General features: G+C 45.2%; 14 protein-coding genes. 3 read left to right on the forward strand and 11 right to left on the reverse strand.

The features are described 5' to 3' along the window. Positions 1-155: 155 nt before the first annotated feature. The 4 genes from QUA78_RS05725 to QUA78_RS05740 all read right to left on the reverse strand — a co-directional run bounded on the left by QUA78_RS05725 (position 156) and on the right by QUA78_RS05740 (position 5617). Positions 156-2630, reverse strand: a complete 2475-nt coding sequence (locus QUA78_RS05725; protein ID WP_333306566.1) for a phosphoketolase family protein — start codon at positions 2628-2630, stop codon at positions 156-158. 472 nt (positions 2631-3102) lie between these two features. Next, positions 3103-3537: a hypothetical protein gene (locus QUA78_RS05730; protein WP_333398655.1), complete on the reverse strand. Its 435-nt coding sequence runs from the start codon at positions 3535-3537 to the stop codon at positions 3103-3105. Positions 3538-3544: 7 nt separating this feature from the next. Next, positions 3545-4834 carry an AAA family ATPase gene (locus tag QUA78_RS05735; protein WP_333398656.1) on the reverse strand — a complete coding sequence of 430 codons (1290 nt, stop codon included), beginning with the start codon at positions 4832-4834 and terminating at the stop codon, positions 3545-3547. Between the two features lie 534 nt (positions 4835-5368). Further along, positions 5369-5617: a hypothetical protein gene (locus QUA78_RS05740; RefSeq protein WP_333306547.1), complete on the reverse strand. Its 249-nt coding sequence runs from the start codon at positions 5615-5617 to the stop codon at positions 5369-5371. Positions 5618-6026: 409 nt separating this feature from the next. On the opposite strand from QUA78_RS05740, the gene QUA78_RS05745 reads away from it, so the two are divergent. Further along, positions 6027-6272, forward strand: coding sequence for a hypothetical protein (locus tag QUA78_RS05745; RefSeq protein WP_333306545.1), 246 nt, complete (start codon positions 6027-6029; stop codon positions 6270-6272). A 68-nt stretch (positions 6273-6340) separates the two neighbouring features. Here the strand turns inward: QUA78_RS05745 and QUA78_RS05750 are convergent, their stop codons facing one another. The 3 genes from QUA78_RS05750 to QUA78_RS05760 form a co-directional block, all read right to left on the reverse strand. Then, complete coding sequence (locus QUA78_RS05750) at positions 6341-7000, reverse strand: alpha-ketoglutarate-dependent dioxygenase AlkB (protein ID WP_333306544.1); 660 nt, start codon at positions 6998-7000, stop codon at positions 6341-6343. Between the two features lie 1367 nt (positions 7001-8367). Further along, entirely contained in the window at positions 8368-11091 is a 2724-nt protein-coding gene (gene topA, locus QUA78_RS05755; protein WP_333398657.1) for a type I DNA topoisomerase, read from the reverse strand. 390 nt (positions 11092-11481) lie between these two features. Further along, positions 11482-11772 (reverse strand): hypothetical protein, encoded by a 291-nt coding sequence (locus QUA78_RS05760; RefSeq protein ID WP_333303176.1) that lies wholly within the window; start codon positions 11770-11772, stop codon positions 11482-11484. Between the two features lie 31 nt (positions 11773-11803). Between QUA78_RS05760 and QUA78_RS05765 the strand changes: the two genes are divergently transcribed. Both QUA78_RS05765 and QUA78_RS05770 read left to right on the forward strand, forming a co-directional pair. Beyond that, positions 11804-13252, forward strand: coding sequence for a hypothetical protein (locus QUA78_RS05765; protein ID WP_333303177.1), 1449 nt, complete (start codon positions 11804-11806; stop codon positions 13250-13252). A gap of 86 nt (positions 13253-13338) precedes the next feature. Beyond that, positions 13339-14010, forward strand: coding sequence for a VOC family protein (locus QUA78_RS05770; RefSeq protein ID WP_333303178.1), 672 nt, complete (start codon positions 13339-13341; stop codon positions 14008-14010). A gap of 426 nt (positions 14011-14436) precedes the next feature. Here the strand turns inward: QUA78_RS05770 and QUA78_RS05775 are convergent, their stop codons facing one another. From QUA78_RS05775 to QUA78_RS05790, 4 genes are read right to left on the reverse strand one after another with little or no spacing between them, the layout of a single operon-like run. After that, the gene (locus tag QUA78_RS05775; protein WP_333303179.1) at positions 14437-14898 is read right to left on the reverse strand and encodes a helix-turn-helix domain-containing protein; all 462 of its coding nucleotides are present in this window, start codon (positions 14896-14898) and stop codon (positions 14437-14439) included. Further along, entirely contained in the window at positions 14895-17015 is a 2121-nt protein-coding gene (locus QUA78_RS05780) for a SpoIIE family protein phosphatase (RefSeq protein WP_333303180.1), read from the reverse strand. The genes QUA78_RS05775 and QUA78_RS05780 overlap by 4 nt, the downstream gene beginning before the upstream one ends. After that, complete coding sequence (locus tag QUA78_RS05785) at positions 17012-17998, reverse strand: ABC transporter substrate-binding protein (RefSeq protein ID WP_333303181.1); 987 nt, start codon at positions 17996-17998, stop codon at positions 17012-17014. Before QUA78_RS05785 ends, QUA78_RS05780 begins: the two co-directional genes overlap by 4 nt. Continuing rightward, positions 17995-18990 carry an ABC transporter substrate-binding protein gene (locus QUA78_RS05790; protein WP_333303182.1) on the reverse strand — a complete coding sequence of 332 codons (996 nt, stop codon included), beginning with the start codon at positions 18988-18990 and terminating at the stop codon, positions 17995-17997. The genes QUA78_RS05785 and QUA78_RS05790 overlap by 4 nt, the downstream gene beginning before the upstream one ends. Positions 18991-18995 lie beyond the last annotated feature (5 nt).

Genomic DNA, 18995 nt, shown 5'->3' on the forward strand with positions numbered 1-18995 from the left:
TAAAATCTAAAATCGATAGTCGGTTTCAACCGACTTTTGCTATGAGACAGGGGTTTTCAACCCCTGGCGGACTCGCAGACCAACGACAGATTTCTCATAACAACTAAAAAAAGCCCTCAATTTCTGAGGACTTTCTTTTCAGACAGAGATCGCACCTATCCAGGCGCACCCGATCGCACGGTTTGATCTCCTGTCGTTGTCGGATCTTTCGTTTCCTTCGGCGCTTCCGACGACACCGCGCCGGCGTGCGACCACTGCCAGTCGCGGATTTCCGGCATATCATCGCCGTGTTCGTTGATATACTGCCTGTGTTCGATCAGCTTGTCGCGGATAGCTTGTTTGCCGTAAGCAGCTACAGAACTCAGTTTCGGAACGCGATCGAGTACATCACCAACCAAATGGAATCGATCGAGGTCATTAATCACCACCATATCAAACGGCGTCGTAGTCGTTCCCTCTTCCTTGTAACCCCGAACGTGAATATTCGGGTGATTTGTCCGGCGATAAGTCAAGCGGTGAATCAGCCAAGGATAGCCGTGAAAAGCAAAAATCACCGGCTTATCTTTCGTGAACAAAGTATCAAAATCCTTGTCAGACAAACCGTGGGGATGTTCGCTAGCAGGTTGCAGCGTCATCAAATCCACCACATTCACCACCCGCACTTTTAAATCAGGATAATCTCGGCGGAGAATGTCAACCGCAGCCAAAGTTTCCAGCGTCGGAACATCACCCGCGCAAGCCATCACCACATCCGGTTCGCCGCCTTTATCATTGCTAGCCCACTCCCAAATACCGATGCCGGCCGTACAGTGTTTAATCGCAGCATCCATATCCAAATACTGCAATGCCGGCTGCTTCCCTGCAATAATCACGTTGACATAGTGGCGGCTGCGGAGACAGTGATCCGTTACTGACAGCAAAGTATTCGCATCCGGCGGCAAATAAACCCGCACAACCTCCGCTTTCTTGTTAATTACGTGGTCGATAAAACCCGGATCTTGGTGAGAAAAACCGTTGTGGTCTTGCCGCCAAACGTGAGAAGTTAGCAGGTAGTTGAGAGAGGCGATCGGTCGGCGCCAAGGAATGTCGTTAGTAGTTTTCAACCACTTGGCGTGTTGGTTGAACATCGAATCGATGATGTGAATAAACGCCTCGTAACAAGAGAAAAAGCCGTGGCGTCCCGTCAGCAAATAGCCTTCCAGCCATCCCTGACACAAATGTTCGCTGAGGACTTCCATCACCCGCCCATCGGGGGAGATGTGGTCGTCTTCGGGCAAAATTTCGCCCGCCCACACCCGGTTCGTCACTTCAAACACCGGATCGAGGCGGTTTGAGGCCGTCTCGTCAGGCCCGACAATGCGGAAATTGGCGTTTTCGTGATTCAGTTTCATCACCTCTCGCAGGAAGCGGCCGCAAACGCGGGTTGCTTCAGCCATTACAGTGCCCGGTTTTTGCACGTCAACGGCGTACTCTTCAAATTCCGGCATTTTCAAGTCTCGCAGCAGCCGGCCGCCGTTAGCGTGGGGATTTGCCCCCATCCGCCGATCGCCCTTGGGCGCTAATTCTGCCAATTCGGGAATTAACTTGCCCTTTTCGTCGAACAGTTCTTCCGGCTTATAGCTTTTCATCCAATCTTCCAGGAGTTGGACGTGTCCCGGCTTAGAAGCCATTTCCGAAAGTGGGACTTGGTGTGATCGCCAATAATCCTCAGTTTTCTTACCGTCAACTTCCTTGGGCCCCGTCCAGCCTTTGGGAGTTTTCATCACAATCATCGGCCACTGGGGACGACCGGAATAGCCCTCCGTCCGGGCTTTTTCCTGAATCGCCTTAATTTCGCCGATCGCAGTATCGAGAGTTGCAGCCATCAACTGGTGCATGGTTTCCGGGTCTGAACCTTCCACCCAATAAGGTTTGTAGCCGTAACCGACCATCAAACTTTCCAATTCCTCGCGCGGAATGCGGGCCAACAGCGTTGGATTGGCAATTTTGTAGCCGTTCAAGTGCAAAATCGGCAACACGGCCCCGTCCCGAACCGGATTGAGAAACTTGTTAGAGTGCCAGCTAGCAGCCAGCGGACCCGTTTCCGCTTCCCCGTCGCCGACAACGGCCGCCACTATCAAATCGGGGTTGTCGAAGGCCGCCCCGTAAGCGTGGACGAGGGCGTAGCCGAGTTCGCCGCCTTCGTGAATCGAACCGGGGGTTTCCGGGGCGACGTGGCTGGGGATACCGCCGGGAAAGGAGAACTGTTTGAACAGCCGCTTGATACCCTCTTCATCTTCGGAAATGTTCGAGTAATATTCGGTGTAAGTTCCTTCTAAGTAAGTGTTGGCGACCAAGCCCGGCCCGCCGTGTCCGGGGCCTGCGATGTAGATGGTGTTTAGGTCTTGGGCTTTGATGATGCGGTTGAGGTGAAGGTAGATGAAGTTTAAGCCTGGAGTGGTGCCCCAATGTCCGAGGAGTCTCGGTTTGACCTGTTCGATTTTGAGGGGTTCTTTGAGTAGGGGATTGTCGAGGAGATAGATTTGTCCGACGGATAGGTAGTTTGCCGCCCGCCAGTAGGCGTTCATTTTGTGTAGTTCTGAGTCGGAAAGCGGCTTTAATTGCGGAATCTCGGTTGTTCCTAGCATCATCAGCGATTGACTCCTGAGTTTTGGTTGTTTTGTAAAGTGCGATCGAGAAGTGCGATCGATATTAATTTGTTATCTGTGACATTTTGTATTTAAACTCCATGTCTTCCACGAAAACTCTTGAATTCTAGCTCGTTTATGTCTCCATTAAAGTTTAAATCAATGTTAATTTCTGGCTAAACATCGCACATTTTTGAAGGAATAAAGGCGTAAAATTGCGGGGTTCAAGGAATTCAGCAATAGAAAATAGGATTTACACAAAAGTTTTTGTAGGGTGTGCACTGCCCACCTTCTCCGTATATGTTGCGCCTCGCCGGATGTGTTGTGCAAGTCCCGCAAAATATACTTCTCAAGGTAGAGGTCAGGATGATTTATAATAGATACGAGATAAAATTTAGTTGAGGGAGGGCGATCGTCCGCGGACTCCTTTTCTGCTAAAGTTTTGTATGTTCGTCATATCAAAGTTCTCGTTAGTTTAGCTTGTGGACGTACTTAAATCATACTCATCTTGAATGTTCTTGATTCGGAAACTAGCATTAAATTTTTTCTTAAACTGACTTTGTAGCTGTTGTATACTTGTTGTCTGTTTTGGCACTCGTGTAGACACGACAAAACATAGCTTCTTAATCTTTTGGGAATTTTCCGAAAGTAATTTAATAGTTGATTCTATTTGTTTAACCGCCTGTGCAATATCGCTTCCTTTCAACTCTACATATATTTCTACTGCATCAGAAGGAATGAGTGCGTAGTCGCAACGCAAAGTCTCATTGTCACTAATAACGCAGCCATCAACCTTAATTATTAATATTTCGTCTTGATTCGGGTTGAGGAACGTTATTTTACTTTTGTTTTCCTGCAAGACAATCTTGGTGTCCGATCTACGTTCCTCACACTCTGGAAGACTTTTCATATACGATTCAAACTAAGTTGAGAAGTTGATCGAATTCAATAGCTAGTTCATCAGAAACAGAATCAATGACTCGCGCATCAATCAACCCAGTATCAGGACACACTATACTCTGGCATTTTCCATCGCTCAAAACATAGGCTGAGAGATCGTCAACATCTAATGATTTGTATCTAGATACAATCTTTTCTAGTTGATGTTGTATATCTTCGCTGGACTCTTCATAAAGAAGCCCAGCCTGGAGCAGATTATTAAGGGCTGTCAGGACATAAGGACTATGGGTAGTTATAAAGAATTGAAGTTGCTCTTTGCGAAAATTAAAGACAGTAGCGATCAACTCGACAATATTACGCTGTGCGCTTGGAAATAAATGCGCTTCCGGCTCCTCAATATACACTGTCTGACCGGCTGGAGGGTAAGCTAGAACAGGTAGTGCAGCTAGCATAATTGTCAGAGGCAATGTTTCCTGTTGACCGGAAGATGAGTTCGCAATACTAATACGTCTTCCATCTGCCACCTCCAGAAAATCTTTGCCTTTTTCCTGTATGTGCTTACCACATAAAGACTGCTCTATTAGCCTGTTTATTTCCTCTAGTATATCTTGTGTATATTTATCTTCAGGATCAATTTTATATTGTATACGCAAATTTTTGATCCCTTCGTATGTTGAGCCAAACGATCTTAGAAATGGATCTAAGGTATTATTGCTTGAAAGAAAAGAAAAAATATTGCTCTGAAGATTAGCGAAAAATGAGCGGCCAGCAGGAATAAAAAGCTGATTGAAGGCTGCCTCTCGACCAATGGATCTGCCTAAACTTTCTACTAAGCGATCTTTTAAAATTTTATTGCCAAAAAATGAACTATTAAGAATATTAAAACTAAAAGTTATTTCAGAGCTTTCCTCTCTTGCTTTTTTGAGTAAATTGCGTAGGTCGGCCAATTCTTTCTTGAAAAAATCTGAATAGCTGAGGGAAATTCTACCTTTGGTATCCTGTTTTCTACTAACTTCTATAAAAACATTGGAAATTTCATACCTGATGAAAAAATGTTCTTTTCCCCAACAATCAGGAGGAAAATATTCCTCAAACCTCTTGGAATAATTTGAATCTAGATTGCGTTTTGTTTGCTCATTATCTACAACCGAGAAAATTTCCCATACGAAGTTCTTAAAATAAAAAAGGAGTTTAGCGCAAACGCTTTTACCGCTGGCTTGAGGGCCAATAAGTATATTTATTCGTTTGATTTCAATCTCCAAATCCTTGATGCCAGCAAAGTTTCTAACTATTAATTTTTCAGCCATAATTGAAATCAAGTATGGTAAGGGCTTGTGTCATCTTAACATACCAATTTAATTTTATGGTTAAAGTGGTCACTTTTGTGTTAATAAACCGAATTAGTCACCCTAGGAAAAACTTCAAACAACTCTCATTAATATCAAGATGGATTTCTACCATTTGTACCAATATACTTTTGGATTACCGCAGTTTTTTCGTGAAAGTCGATCGTCCATATCGCCTTTCTGGTCGCTGAGGAGATTTTAGACCAACGTCCGGTTATTGATAGGGGAAGGAATTACCGAAACCCTAAAATAATACCATTTTTACAAAGTTTGGCTAGAAAATAAGTGTTGGGTTTGTTTACATCGGCTCTCGATGGCACAGGTGCGGATCTGTGAGATTGTCGATATGCAAGTTAGGGGTTGTTCATGGTGGCGCACCCTACGACTACTTAGCCGATCGCCACAAAGTACACTCAAGCAATCTCAATCCGAAAATCACTGCATCGGTTTGATTGCTGGCTAGATGCCATCGCCGATATTTCCCGCTGAAAAAACTTAGGAGGCGACTAAAACAGGGCACTCTGAAATCCGGCAACTATTAGACACAGTAGGTTGCTGCGAAACGACTTGGAGTTCGTGAGGATAGCGGGGACGCGGGTCATTTTCTAACCAGATGGGCGGTACCATCATCACTTCATAGTAAGCGATCGTATGCAAAACCCCTGGCTGGGACTTCAACTCCACTGTCAAGCCCGCTCGGTACTCAAATGCTTCTTCCCAGTCTAGGTCTTCATTGATACCCATTGCGATCGCGCCTCTTAATCTTGTTTCTTTTCTCAATTGTAGGGCGTTACATAAAACATTGGGTACTTTCTGTTGCTTATGATACAATTTTTAACCTTATATATTGGTTCCCTGACAATCTAGCAGAGAGGAGCAATTGTCAATAAGTAAATAGGATGATTTTGCCGATGGGTGACAAGTAAGCTGAAAAGCTAGCCCTGACAAGAGTTTGAGGTGATATGTCTCAAAAAAAATAGGGGCGGGCGAACCGCGCACACGTTTATGACACAAAGGAAGAGAAGAGAAGAGAATTTTAAGGACGGAAGTACAAACCTCTTTTTGCCAGCTTGTCTAGTATTTTATAAATAAAGAAACTCGGTTTTTTTAATAAACCGGGTTTCTGGATGAGTGAAAACTAAACTAATTTCACTTGGTTTTCTTCTTTGTTGCTGTCGCCGTCTTTTTAGCAGTTGTTTTCTTCGCCACAGTCTTCTCAGTTGCAGTTTCCGATTTTACCGCAGCAGTTTTAGTTGGCTTCTTCGACTTGCTGCTAGTTTTTCCCCTGCTGCTGGCTGGGTTATACGGGGAGTTTGTCGATCGCACATATCGCCTTTGTTGCGGCCCAGGAGATTTTAGACCAGCGCGAGGTCAGGGATATGGGGTTTGGGCGATCTAACGGCGACTGAAATGAGCCACCGCAGATAACATTAAACGCTCAGATTCTTTGAACGCTGACACAGGGCATCAGTTAAGAATCACCCTGAAAGTTAGATTGATTCTTGGTTCTACGTGCCTCGATGTTTTGGGAATCTGGTGTTGCCAAAAATGCTGAGTTTCACCAGCCATGAGCAGAAAACTGCCATCTGTTAACTCAACTTCCGCCTTTATATCTTTGTTTTGCCTGTGCCGAAACATAAACTTTCTTGTTCCCCCAAAACTGACAGAACCAATTACAGGGTTCTCGCCTAATTCTGGTTCCTCATCGGTGTGCCAAGAGATTCCATCATTTCCGTGACGGTAGAGATTCAGCAAAACGCTATTAAACTCTACTCCTGCAACATCTTCTATTCGCTCTTTCACTTCCAGTAACGTTGGTGTCCAAGGTTCAGGATTAAGATGGATACCTGAGAATGTGTACGATTTGTCCATATCGCCGTACCAAGCAGTTTTTCGCGGCAAATTTATGTCTTTGCCGTAAAGCTTCATCTTGTCCTGCCGCCAGTTAATCTCGTCGCGCAAAATTTCAAAAATTCTATCACTTTCCTGCGAGTCGAAAAAATTTCGATAGAAAGTAACCTCTGCGTTTGGCATGGACAAGACTTCCCCTAGCCCATCATTAGTGAAAGAGCCAAATCCAGAGAATAAGTCTCCCTGAACATAATTTACGGTAGATTTGCTTTTCATAATAATTGTTTCCTCAGCATTGAGTCAGGTTTACGGTGAATTGCCTCTCACATCTACTTATTTTACACTCTTTGTAGCTTCCAGTTGCAGCATAGAAAAGTTCTCCGTAAATTGATTCATTTGAGCTAGACGCTCTAGTCACTTGGTGAGACGGAAAGAGATTGTAGAACGTTTCAAGTCGTTGCTGTCCCTCGTTATAGGGACTTGTGCAAATGACACGGTTAATTCCGTGAAAGGAGCTAAACATCAATTGATACAGTTGTGTCAGGTCAAACCCTTGTACGTCTATTATGTTTGAGAACAGGTGAATTTTTCTGATATCGGGTTCTGAAACCAAATCATTAGAAGTCAGATCGTCTATATACTTATTTACCAGTCGCACCACAGAATCAGTTGAGGGGTTGTTCTGAAACATTCGCTGAACGAGGCTCTGTCCACGCTGTAGTGCAACTGTAGATGGCTCTATGAGTGTTATAGATGACACATTAAGACTAATGTTTTTCTCTATGAGATAGTCAATTAGAACACAGGTTGCCAATGCTTGACCACATCCCCAATCGATAATCTCTATGTCTGCGCCCTCGATATTCTCAAATTTTGTTGAGGCGTATGCCTCGTAAAGTTTGTAGAAGTGATGTCCACCATAGAGAGCAATATACCTGATGCACTCCGATTCATCGCTCAGGACTCTTGTGCCGTTGTCGAGATTATCAAAGGGAACTCGAATCTCTGCTTCGGTAACACTAGCGCTATAAATGCTGCTGAATCTTATTTGCGCTTCCTCTGGACTAGGGATTTTCATGAAAATTATAGTAAAGCTGCATCAAACTACTACTGGTTAGACTGCCCACATTACGCGATGTATGAGTGTTCCAAGATCCTTTGACGCTGCAATGAGTATTGCACCCTAATGGCAATTTCAAAGTACCGTTCTCCCAAACAACTTAGGCAGCCTAACTAAGCGTTAACCCGCCAATGCGGACTCAACACTTGATATAATCCCAAAGTACCGCATCTTTTGTATCCAGTCAAGTTCTACTCAAGAAAATTATCGAGTTTTTCCCGCTCGATCGCACTCTACACCCAATAACCTGTAAGTTTCTGATGGATATTTTTCCAATATATTCCCAAAGTTGACTCGTATTTTTTGAGGGTAAAATTCGATGATAATATGGAGCGCTCGCCCCAACATCTCTTTATTGAAAAACTCCGATAGCCCTACTACCTTAAAACCCTATTTTAAGGACTGAATTCCGAACGATCACATCTAAATTTTTCCATATTTTACCAATAAAGAAACCCGATCGCACTTGGAGCCCTCCCCCCGTGCACACCGGGTTTCTCGATCAGTGAAAACTAAACTAAACTCACGTTGTCTTCTTCTTAGTCGCCGTCGCAGTCGCCGCCTTCTTAGTCGTGGTTTTCTTCGCCGCAGTCTCCGTCTTTTTAGCAGTGGTTTTCTTCGCCGCAGTCTTCTCAGTTGCAGTTTCCGACTTCGCCGCAGTAGTCTTGGTTGACTTCTTCGACTTGCTGCTAGATTTTCCGCCCGCTGCTTCCTTGGTTGCTAACAATTCCAGTGCTCTTTGTAAGGTGAAATTCTCCACAGATTCATCCTTCGACAAAGAAGCATTGATATCGCCGTGTTTCACGTAAGGGCCATAGCGGCCATCGTAAACATTGAGGGGTTCTCCCGATTCTGGATGCGCGCCCAATTCCTTCAAAGGTGTGGCTGTTTTGCTGCTGCCCCGAACGGCTTTCGGTTGCGCTAACATTTCCAATGCCCGATCGAGCTCGATCGTCAAAACATCATCGGGCGGTTTGATCGATCGATAATCTTTCCCCACCTTACCCTGGTCGTGAACCACATAAGGCCCGTACATCCCCAAATTAGCTTGCACCTTCGCCCCCGTCTCCGGGTGAGTGCCCAACAACCGGGGTAAAGTCAACAAACTCACCGCCATATCCAGCGTCACGCTATCCTTATCCGTCCCCTTCGGTAAAGAAGCCCGCTTCGGTTTCTTGTTCGTTTCCGAAACATCCCCTAACTGAACGTATGGCCCATAACTGCCAATCAGCACATAAATCGGTTCCCCGGTTTCCGGGTGAAGACCCAATTTTTCCGGGCCTTCCGTTTTTTGCTTTAACAGAAACTCCACTTGTTCCGGGTCTAAATCTGCCGGCGTCAAATCTTGGGGAATCGATGCTTTTACCAGGCCTTCTTCGCTTTCAGATTCCAGGTATGCGCCGAATTTGCCGATGCACACTTTAGCAGTAATATTCTCCAGTACCACAGTTCGGGCAACTTTCGCGTCAATCTGACTTTCCTGTTCTTTAACTTGGGTTGCGAGTCCGGTTTCCCCTGTATAAAACTTTTGCAAATACGGCAGCCATTTCGCCTCGCCGGTAGCAATTTCATCGAGGGTTTGTTCCATTCGGGAAGTAAAACCGGTATCTACTAAATCGGGAAAATGTGTTTCCAATAAAGTCGTGACGGCGAAAGCGGTGAATGTCGGAATTAGGGCGTTAGCTATTAATTTCGCATATCCCCGATCGACAATTGTACCGATAATACTCGCGTAGGTACTCGGACGGCCCACACCTTCGCTTTCGAGCATTTTGACCAAAGAAGCTTCCGTGTAGCGGGCGGGAGGTTGAGTTTCGTGGCCAACTGCCTCTAAATCCTTACAATTAGGTTTATCCCCCACCTTCAGCGCCGGCAAAATCACCTCTTGGTCTTCCAACGCCGCATTCGGATCGTCGGAACCTTCCACGTAGGCGCGCAAAAAGCCGGGAAAATCAATGCGTTTGCCGCTGGAACGGAAACCGGCATCTTCTACCTGAGTTAATACAGTGACGTGAGTTTGGCGCGCATCGGCCATTTGAGAAGCGACAGTCCGCTTCCAAATCAAATCGTAGAGGCGGAAATCAATCCCATCCAATCCAGTTTGCTGCGGAGTCCGAAAAGTGCTGCCGGCGGGACGGATAGCTTCGTGGGCTTCCTGCGCGCCTTTGCTTTTCGTGGTGTATTTGCGCGGTTGGGGGCTGAGGTATTCGCTGCCGTAAAGTTCTTGCACGCAACTCCGGGCGGCGACAATCGCCTGTTCGGACAAATGCACCGAATCCGTCCGCATATAGGTGATAAAACCGCGTTCGTAGAGACTTTGGGCAATCCGCATCGTTTCCCGCGCACCCAGCCGCAGCTTGCGGTTAGCTTCCTGCTGCAAAGTCGAGGTCGTAAACGGCGGCGAAGGTTTGCGGGTGACTGGCCGTTCTTCGAGATTGGTGACAGTCCAGGGTTTGTTTTGAATGCGTGAGAGTAAAGCCCGCGCCTGTTCTTCGTTCAGCAAAAGTACGCGGCGGCCTGCGATAATTTGCCCGGTATTTTCATCAAAATCGCTGCCGTTGGCAACTTTCACATTGCCGACAGTCACGAGTTTGGCATCAAAGGAAATTTTGCCCTTTTCCAAAAGGGCTTTTAAATCCCAGTAACTACCTTGGCGGAAAGCGCGGCGTTCCCGTTCCCGGCGCACCAAAAGCCTGACTGCGACTGACTGCACTCTACCGGCCGACAAACCCCAAGCGATTTTTTTCCACAGTAGCGGAGAGAGTGTGTAACCGACGAGTCGATCGAGAATTCGGCGAGTTTCTTGGGCTTGTACAACTCGATTGTCGATATCGCGGCAGTGAGTTAAGGCGTCGCGGATAGCTTCGCGGGTGATTTCGTGAAACACCATCCGCTTGATGGGCACTTTGGGTTTGAGGATTTGCAGCAAATGCCAGGAAATGCTTTCGCCTTCCCGGTCTTCGTCAGTGGCTAGAATCAGTTCTGTGGCGTCTTTGAGGGCGTCTTTGAGTTCTTTAACAATTTTCTTTTTATCTTTCGGGATGACGTAGAGGGGTTCAAAGTCTGCTTCCACGTTTACGCCCAGTTGCGCCCATTTTTCTCCTTTAACGGCTTCTGGTATTTCTTCGGCGGAGGATGGTAGGTCGCGGACATGGCCCATCGATGCCTCTACACGGTAGGTGGAGGGCAGGAAGTTGCGGATGGTGCGGGCTTTGGTCGGAGATTCGACGATGACTAAGGTTGACATGGCATCTTTTAAATATGGATGGCAGCGCAGCTAGAGGGTCTAAGTTAGAGAGTTTAGGTCAGATGTCAAGGCTTATTTCAACTTTGGGCGATTATTTTCAAACTACCTTAATTTTTAAGTTACTGCCGATCGGGTGGCAGGTGACAATGTGATGGGATTTTACTGCTTTGGGGGCAGAGGCTGCGAATCGCGTCTCTACAAGATGCACGGGATGATGACCTGACTTTAGCAGAATTGTCGCTAACTGGATGTTGAGACTGCGGGATGCGGGCGGATGGTTCCTCAATTGTAGATTTTAGGTTTTAGATTTGAGATTGGGCAAGATTTGATGGTTTCCCTGCAAAAAAGACTTGAAATGCGATCGAGAATTGGTCAAATAGTCGAGCGCATTTACAGAAAGGGTCGATCGCGCTCACAAGCTAACATCAGATATTGTGGGACTAATTCTTGATACCATTTTGGGAGCGGGTTATTATAAACACTAGGCAAGATGGCGTAAATCTTCGATCGTATTCGTAGGGTGTGTCGCCATCTACCATCCTCAAACAAAGAGCGACAATCGATCGAGCGACGCACTAAGCGACAATATTTGACGACACAAACCCAACATTTGTATCTTGTCTCGCTTTGGGAGCGATCGACAGTAGTAACAACAGCGTCAGGCTGTGTTAGCTTAGCCATAGCCAGTATCTGAAAAACACTTTTGAGTGCTATGATTCAAGAAGAGGGTTCTCAGCCAAGTATTAAATCGATTCGAGAACAAATATTCACCCCAGAAACTTTCTCACCCCAAAGTCACAGCGACCCAATTAAACTGTTAGACATTTCACTCAATTTTCCCTACAGCTCAAATGAGTGGGATACAATCTTTGAAACATTTATTGCTTTGCTTGAACATAAAGAATGGCAGATTTGGGACAGGGCAATTAACAAGCTAATCTATGCTCTAGAAATAGAACAGTCGCAACGATCTAATTGCGACGATTACCAGCCAAGACCGATCGACAGGCGCATGAAATCTATCTGTGAGGCGATCGCAGCCCAAACTCTAAATAAGCCTAACATCTTTGAGAATTTTTGTTATGGCTTCCAGTTCTTGGCAAAAGAACCACCTTATAACCGCTTATTTCTCGAATGGTTAGACCAATTGGCTGCTTCAGAAGAGCGAGATATTCCTACAAAAAAGGCGATATTAGCAGCACAAGTTTTCTTGGGTGCTTATGATTCGACTTGGCAAGAAGTAGGGAGAAATTTGTTAGAAATGCTAGATGATGCTGACCTGCTAATTAGGGCTTGTACTGCTTATCAGATTGGTATTTTTTATGGTAAGAGTGTCAAAAAACATGAATATTGGGAATGGTATATTGATGAAAATTATGAGCGCAACCAACAAGCGATTATTGGAATACCACCACTTGACGAGATGATGCAGTTAATTTACCACAAGGAACTCGATCGCCCAGGGGTAGCAGGCGCGTTCTGGGGCGCTATTCCGAAACAAGGTTTTGATGCCAAAGAATGGTTGTTGGATATTTTAGAGAATTCACCAGAACCAGAACCTTATATTTGCTACTTTCCTTGCAACTTAGCGTTTGATGCCCATGAACGGTTTAGGCGGGATGCTGGTGCGGTTCGCCGCCTGATTGATATGGGGCGTGTAGGGCTTGCTCTTGCTGCTGCGACAGATGAATCCTGCAAAGTTGCAGCCCTTGAACCGCTGTTAATTGAATTGGGTAACTATGATGACCCTGAAATGATTCGAGTTGCATCCTGGCATCTTGCATACTATTACCACTGCCTGCATGTACGGGGTGCGGAACTGGGATATGTTGAGTTGGTTGGTGAATTATCAACGATTGACTTGTTCTTGCTGTTTCCTCAGAAAAATGAACTTGAATCTCCCTATGCAGCGGTCATTTATCCAACAGGAACCGATGGAAAATTGAGCCTACAGACTGCTCGGGAATGGGTCGATAGAATTTTTCCCGAGGCAGTTAGAGGCAAGCCGACAGAGCTTTTGTTAGCAGAGAATGTCTGCTGGTATCAGCGAGGATATATTGACTACCATGTATCCGAAGAAAATACGAACTCTAATCTTATCGATAATGTAATTATTGGATATCGTTCTCAATTTATGTGGAATCCCAAACAATTATTGTAGAGATATTGTCGATCTTTTTTACGGATTTTGCATGGCGACACACCCTACAAGTAAAGTAGTTGGATGCAATTTAACAGATAACTTTTATGGCATTTGAATTCGACCATCTTTTCATCCTTACTGATATTGGTGCTTCGGAAGCTAATCGTTTATCATCCTTCGGTTTAGTCGAGGGCTCCTCTAGAACACATCGCGGACAAGGTACAGCCAATCGCTGTTTCTTTTTCCATAACGCAATGTTGGAATTGCTATGGATTCACGATCCAGAAGAGGCGCAGTCTGAGCCAATTCATCAGACTCGTCTTTGGGAGCGATCGACCAATCGGAATAATGGTGCGTGTCCGTTTGGCATCTGTTTGCGTTCAGCCAAAGATTCTGATGACACAATTGCATTTTCTAGTTGGGCCTATCGTGCACCTTATTTACCTGAAACAATCAGTATAGCGGTGGCTACAAATAGTGATGTCTTGACTGAGCCCATGCTTTTCCAAATTCCCTTTGGTAAACGTCCCGATCGATACTCTGCTGATAAGTCACAGCCTTTGGAGCATGGTGTTGGTTTACGCGAAATTACTCGTGTAGAATTAGTCAGTCCTGCTGCCAATAATCCGTCACCTGAAATGCAAGCAGTGCTTGACACAAATCAGGTAAAGTTACGGATAGGAACCGAGTATTTTGTCGAGCTTGGTTTTGATGGAGAAGTGCAGGGACAACAGGTTGATTTTCGACCGGAATTGCCACTTATTATCAGTTGGTAATCTCAACCCGCCAGCTAACAAGGAGTTCTATAGCAATCCTCGCATCAGTCGCCAAATCGAGCGAGACCAGAATCCTTGCAGTGCGAGCCAGAAAGCTCGCGTATAATGCAAGCAAATCATTTAGGATTGCTATATAAGCTGTAGAAGTCATAAGCTGTTGTGGCATTTAAATTGTCTGTCAAAAAACAATCAAACAATGAGTGGGGTGTCCCGCCCGCGTCGAATATGCAATTTAAATGCGCGACAGCTTAGGAGACTCTAACCAGCAAGCTACTTTGAGAAAATTTTTTAGTTTTTTACTCGATACCTGCCTAAGCTGTACTGCATTTAAATTGTATGTTGAGGGCGGGATATCCTGCCCAACCCCTACTCCCCACCAGAGTGAAAATTTATTTGACCGTGCAATTTATTTAAATGCGGATTAGGTTAGCGATCTTTTTTTCTCAAACGCTTCGATACCTTTAAGTTGGCTTTCATGCGATAGTGTAATTGCTTGTGTAATGTTTGATATTTAACTGATACGTGATAGTTATCTTCTACCCATTGACCAATTTCTTTATAAGTCTTAAAATCACAGGATTCTTCACTTAACTTTTGTGAAAGTCCGGCTATTACCGCTGAGGGAATTACTCGGGGTCTACCAGTCGGTTGCCGTATTTTTAACAGTTCTTGCAGACCGCCAGCACTATATTGTTTTAACCATCTATGTACAGTAATTCTATGTACACCTAAACGTTCAGCTACATCTGTAAGGCTTTGACTCGCTCCAGCTTTTAACCAATAAAGTGCCTGAATTTTTTGTCGATTAGCTAGAGTTCGCTCCTGCGACAGAATTTTTTTTAACTCGTCTGCTGTTAAATCAATTCTTTCTTGGTAGTTTACTTTCATAAAGTCTTCCTCAAACTTTCAGCTTGATTGTAGCATAGTTTTGGAGAAATAATATTAACTAAATTTCCCTTTTCAGTAACGTCAGCCTGCCGCTTAAAGACTAGCAACGTAATATCATCAAACACTTTCTGCTTACCGATATGTTGCCGTACATCTACAATCACCGCATCCTTAACTTCTGCAGCAGACTTGTGCCAATTTTGACCGATCACTTCACACAGTTGCTTAAGTCCATACTGCTTTTTGCCGATGTTATAGGCTTCTGGAATGCCATCAGTATATAGCACCACGCCATCTCCAGGTTCTAGCTCAATCAGGATGTGACTGATGAAGCGTGCGATATCATCATCTAAAGCGATCGGCAAGCCTAAATCCATCGTGTCGATGCGCTCAACCTCTCCATTTTTTCGCACAACTAGCGTTTCTTCATGCTGACCGCTGATACTAATCAGTCCTTCGGAGTAGCTCAAAATCGCCAGCGTCAGACTTTTCTCAGAATTCATGCGCTGTACGTTTTTGTAGAGGGTACGGTTGAGTACATCCAGGAATCGAACGGGGTCTAGTTCACGAATCTCTTGCAGAGTGCGAACTGAGGTTTGCGCCATCAGCATCAGAATGCCGCTTTCGAGGCCGTGTCCGGTGACATCACCGATCGCCAGTGTGACAACACCATCGATCTGTAGCACGTCGTAGTAGTCGCCTCCTACTTCATCGGCGGGTTCCATGTATCCGGCGATATCTAGTCCGTCAATTTCCAGTTCATCAGGGTTGGGCAAAATCATTTGCTGGATCTGACGGGCCACATTCACTTCTGCACCTAAGCGGAGGTTGTCTACTTTGAGTTTTTCGTTGAGGGTAATGATTTCCTGATTAGCATTAGCGAGTTCTGCTGTTCGTTCTTGAACTTTGTCTTCTAGGGTTTCAAAGGATTCTTGGAGTTGCCTCGCCATGCTGTTGAAGGATCGTGCCAGGAGACCGATTTCGTCTCGCGATCGCATCTTCACACGCATATCTAAGTTACCCGCCGTAAACTGGGCAACCGCTTGGGTGAGGTAAATCACAGGCTTTGTTAATAGTTGTGCGATCGCCAAAGCGAGGATAGTTACAATTCCGGCGATGATTGCTAATAAAATAAGTGCATCGCGTATTTGTTTTTCTACAGGTGCTAGGGCAACGGCAATGGGCTGTGCGAAAAGAACTGACCAAGGTTTATATTTCAGGTGGGCGATCGCTAAGAGACTCAACTCATTATTACCCGTAGTTGCCAATCGTGTGGTTAGATAGGGCTGTTTAGTGTCTAATGCTTGCTTGAGGTCGGGCAAATTGATTGCAAGTTCTTTGGTTAGAGTCTTAGGCAAACGTCCTTCGCGTTGCAGTTTCGCTACAACATTGGGTGACAAAGGCACAATCGATTTGAAAAGGAGTTCAGGTGTAGTGCTATGTGCCAGATGGATATAGTGTTCATCTAAAAGAACTGCTAACGATTTCGCACCTGCACGTTCAGTTTCCCTAGTCACCAACTGCTGGACAGATGTGGCATTGTATGTCACCCGCAATACACCCAATATATTTCCTTTCGCATCGCGAACAGGACTGCTAAAGAAGAGCGTCACGAGCTTGGGAATTGTCGGCGATTGCCTAATACTAGAAACAAAAGATAGTTGAGTTTTGAGCGGTTCTTGGAAGTAATCTTGACCGGATTCATCTCGTCCAACATCCGGTGTATTCGTATCTAGTACATTCCGTCCCTTTAAGTTGAGCAAGGCATAGGAGATAATATTAAGCATATCTTTGCGACTGAGCCGGGTTAAGGTTTCAGTCGCTAACATCTCTTGGGGACTACCATTCCGCCGTTCTGGAGGTAGGCCCAGATAGGCGGCCAAACCTGGTAAAATCGCTTCTACGCGCACGGCATTGAGATTCGCATCGATAAACCCATCTATTCTGTAAGCGGTTTCGTTAGCCGCCGCAGATAGGGCTTGTCGTGCGTTGTCGGTCAATGCCTTTTGAGTTGTCTGCTTGTTGATAAATGCTAACAGCAGCAACGGAATTAGAGCAACGAGGAGAAACGACACGATTAACTTTGTACGAATGCTGTTGAAAAAGGAGCGCTTCATGGTTTCAGGCGAGGAGGGGGGGTTAAGAAAGAAGAATTGAACAAGGTTTCTAGATTGGGAAGGCGCGTCACATTGCCAGCGCGAATAAAAAAGTCCGCATATTTCTTGGCGTTTTTGTAGATATAATTAGGACTGTCTGATTGAAAGAAGTTTTGATTTTCTGCAAAGTCAGTGAGGTCTATTCCCTCGAAAGAGATTGTCTTGCTGGGAATATTCAACGCTTTGCTCGCGATCTCGTTGCCTTCGGGAATATTTGTTTCCCAATAAGACAAGCCTTGAAGCCAGCCTCGCACAAAGGCGCGAATATCTTCGGGGCGATCGCGTATCACCTCACCCCGAAACGCGACCAAATCCAAAATTAAGCCTGGGGTTTGTTTGCTTGTAAACAAAATTTTTGCCCCTAAGTTTAATGCTTCAGAAAGATAGGGTTCCCAAGTGTGCCCTGCTTGGATAGCCTTGTTTTGTAGGCGATCTGGAACTTCTAAAGCATCGACTTTAACCAGCCTAACATCATCGCTCGTCAGCTTAGAGGTTTTCAACATCTCCGTAACGAAGACTTCGCTAAAGCCGCCTAGATTTGCACCAAGCTTTTTTCCTTTCAAGTTAAGAATTGTTTGAATATCCGATTCCGCGACTACCACATCTGCACCTGTCGATTCATCCACAACCATCACAGCTTGTATATCAGGATTTGTGGCACTCAATATAATCAAATTGCCCAAGGGCAATCCGATCCCATCATACTTCCCTGCACTGAAATCCGCTTGTTGCATTGAGTAGTCTACATTGCTCAGTTCCACGTCTATCCCTTGCGCTTTGAAGAATCCTTTCTCTTGAGCAATGATGACAGGTATATAGCCAATAAAAGGGACAAAACTTACTTTCAGGGGAGGACGTTTTACTTTTAGAGGTTCCAAAAAATGACAAGCAAACAGCAGGCAGCAGGTAATAATAAAGAGGCTGTTGAAAAAGGAGCGCTTCATGGTTTCAGACTAGGAGGGGGGGTTAAGAAAGAAGAATTGAACAAGGTTTCTAGATTGGGAAGGCGCGTCACATTGCCCGTGCGAATAAAAAAGTCCCCATATTTCTTGGCGGTTTTAGAGATATAATTAGGACTGTCGGATTGAAAGAAGTTTTGATTTTCTGCAAAGTCAGTGAGGTCTATTCCCTCGAAAGAGATTGTCTTGCTGGGAATATTCAACGCTTTGCTCACGATCTCGTTTCCTTCGGAAATATTTGCTTCCCAATATGACAAGCCTTGAAGCCAGCCTCGCACAAAGGCGCGAATATCTGCGGGGCGATCGCGTATCACCTCACCCCGAAACGCGACCAAATCCAAAATTAAGCCTGGGGTTTGCTTGCTGGTAAAGAGGATATGCGCGCCTAATTTTAATGCTTCAGAAAGATGCGGTTCCCAAGTGTGGCCTGCTTGGATAGCATTGTTTTGTAAGCGCTGGGGAACTTCTAAACCATCAACTTTAACCAGCCTAACATCATCGCTCGTCAGCTTAGAGATTTTCAACATCTCACTAACGAAGACTTCGCTAAAGCCGCCTAGATTTGCACCAAGCTTTTTTCCTTTCAAGTCAAGAATTGTTTGAATGTCCGATTGCGCGACTACCACATCTGCACCTGTCGATTCAGACACAACCATCACAGCTTGCATATCAGGATTTGTGGCACTCAAGATCATAAAATCTCCCAAGGTCAATCCGATCCCATCATACTTCCCTGCACTGAAATCTGCTTGTTGCAATTGTAAGTAGTCTGCATAGCTCAGTTCCACGTCTATCCCTTGCGCTTTGAAAAATCCTTTCTCTTGAGCAATGATGCCAGGTCTATGGCCAACAAAAGAGATACAACTTACTTTCAGGGGAGGACGTTTTACTTTTAGAAATTCCGGAGAATGACAAGCAAACAGCAGCCAGCAGGTAATTATAATAATAAAGATGCTGTTGAAAAAGGAGCGCTTCATGGTTT

The sequence above is a fragment of the Microcoleus sp. K4-B3 genome (assembly GCF_036704615.1).
Classification (GTDB): domain Bacteria; phylum Cyanobacteriota; class Cyanobacteriia; order Cyanobacteriales; family Microcoleaceae; genus Microcoleus.

Bases quoted from the DNA above. Each gene is read 5' to 3' on its own strand.
- QUA78_RS05725 (WP_333306566.1), bottom strand. From the start codon at position 2,630: ATGATGCTAGGAACAACCGAGATTCCGCAATTAAAGCCGCTTTCCGAC.
- QUA78_RS05730 (WP_333398655.1), bottom strand. From the start codon at position 3,537: ATGAAAAGTCTTCCAGAGTGTGAGGAACGTAGATCGGACACCAAGATT.
- QUA78_RS05735 (WP_333398656.1), bottom strand. From the start codon at position 4,834: ATGGCTGAAAAATTAATAGTTAGAAACTTTGCTGGCATCAAGGATTTG.
- QUA78_RS05740 (WP_333306547.1), bottom strand. From the start codon at position 5,617: ATGGGTATCAATGAAGACCTAGACTGGGAAGAAGCATTTGAGTACCGA.
- QUA78_RS05750 (WP_333306544.1), bottom strand. From the start codon at position 7,000: ATGAAAAGCAAATCTACCGTAAATTATGTTCAGGGAGACTTATTCTCT.
- topA (WP_333398657.1), bottom strand. From the start codon at position 11,091: ATGTCAACCTTAGTCATCGTCGAATCTCCGACCAAAGCCCGCACCATC.
- QUA78_RS05760 (WP_333303176.1), bottom strand. From the start codon at position 11,772: ATGGCTAAGCTAACACAGCCTGACGCTGTTGTTACTACTGTCGATCGC.
- QUA78_RS05765 (WP_333303177.1), top strand. From the start codon at position 11,804: ATGATTCAAGAAGAGGGTTCTCAGCCAAGTATTAAATCGATTCGAGAA.
- QUA78_RS05770 (WP_333303178.1), top strand. From the start codon at position 13,339: ATGGCATTTGAATTCGACCATCTTTTCATCCTTACTGATATTGGTGCT.
- QUA78_RS05775 (WP_333303179.1), bottom strand. From the start codon at position 14,898: ATGAAAGTAAACTACCAAGAAAGAATTGATTTAACAGCAGACGAGTTA.
- QUA78_RS05780 (WP_333303180.1), bottom strand. From the start codon at position 17,015: ATGAAGCGCTCCTTTTTCAACAGCATTCGTACAAAGTTAATCGTGTCG.
- QUA78_RS05785 (WP_333303181.1), bottom strand. From the start codon at position 17,998: ATGAAGCGCTCCTTTTTCAACAGCCTCTTTATTATTACCTGCTGCCTG.
- QUA78_RS05790 (WP_333303182.1), bottom strand. From the start codon at position 18,990: ATGAAGCGCTCCTTTTTCAACAGCATCTTTATTATTATAATTACCTGC.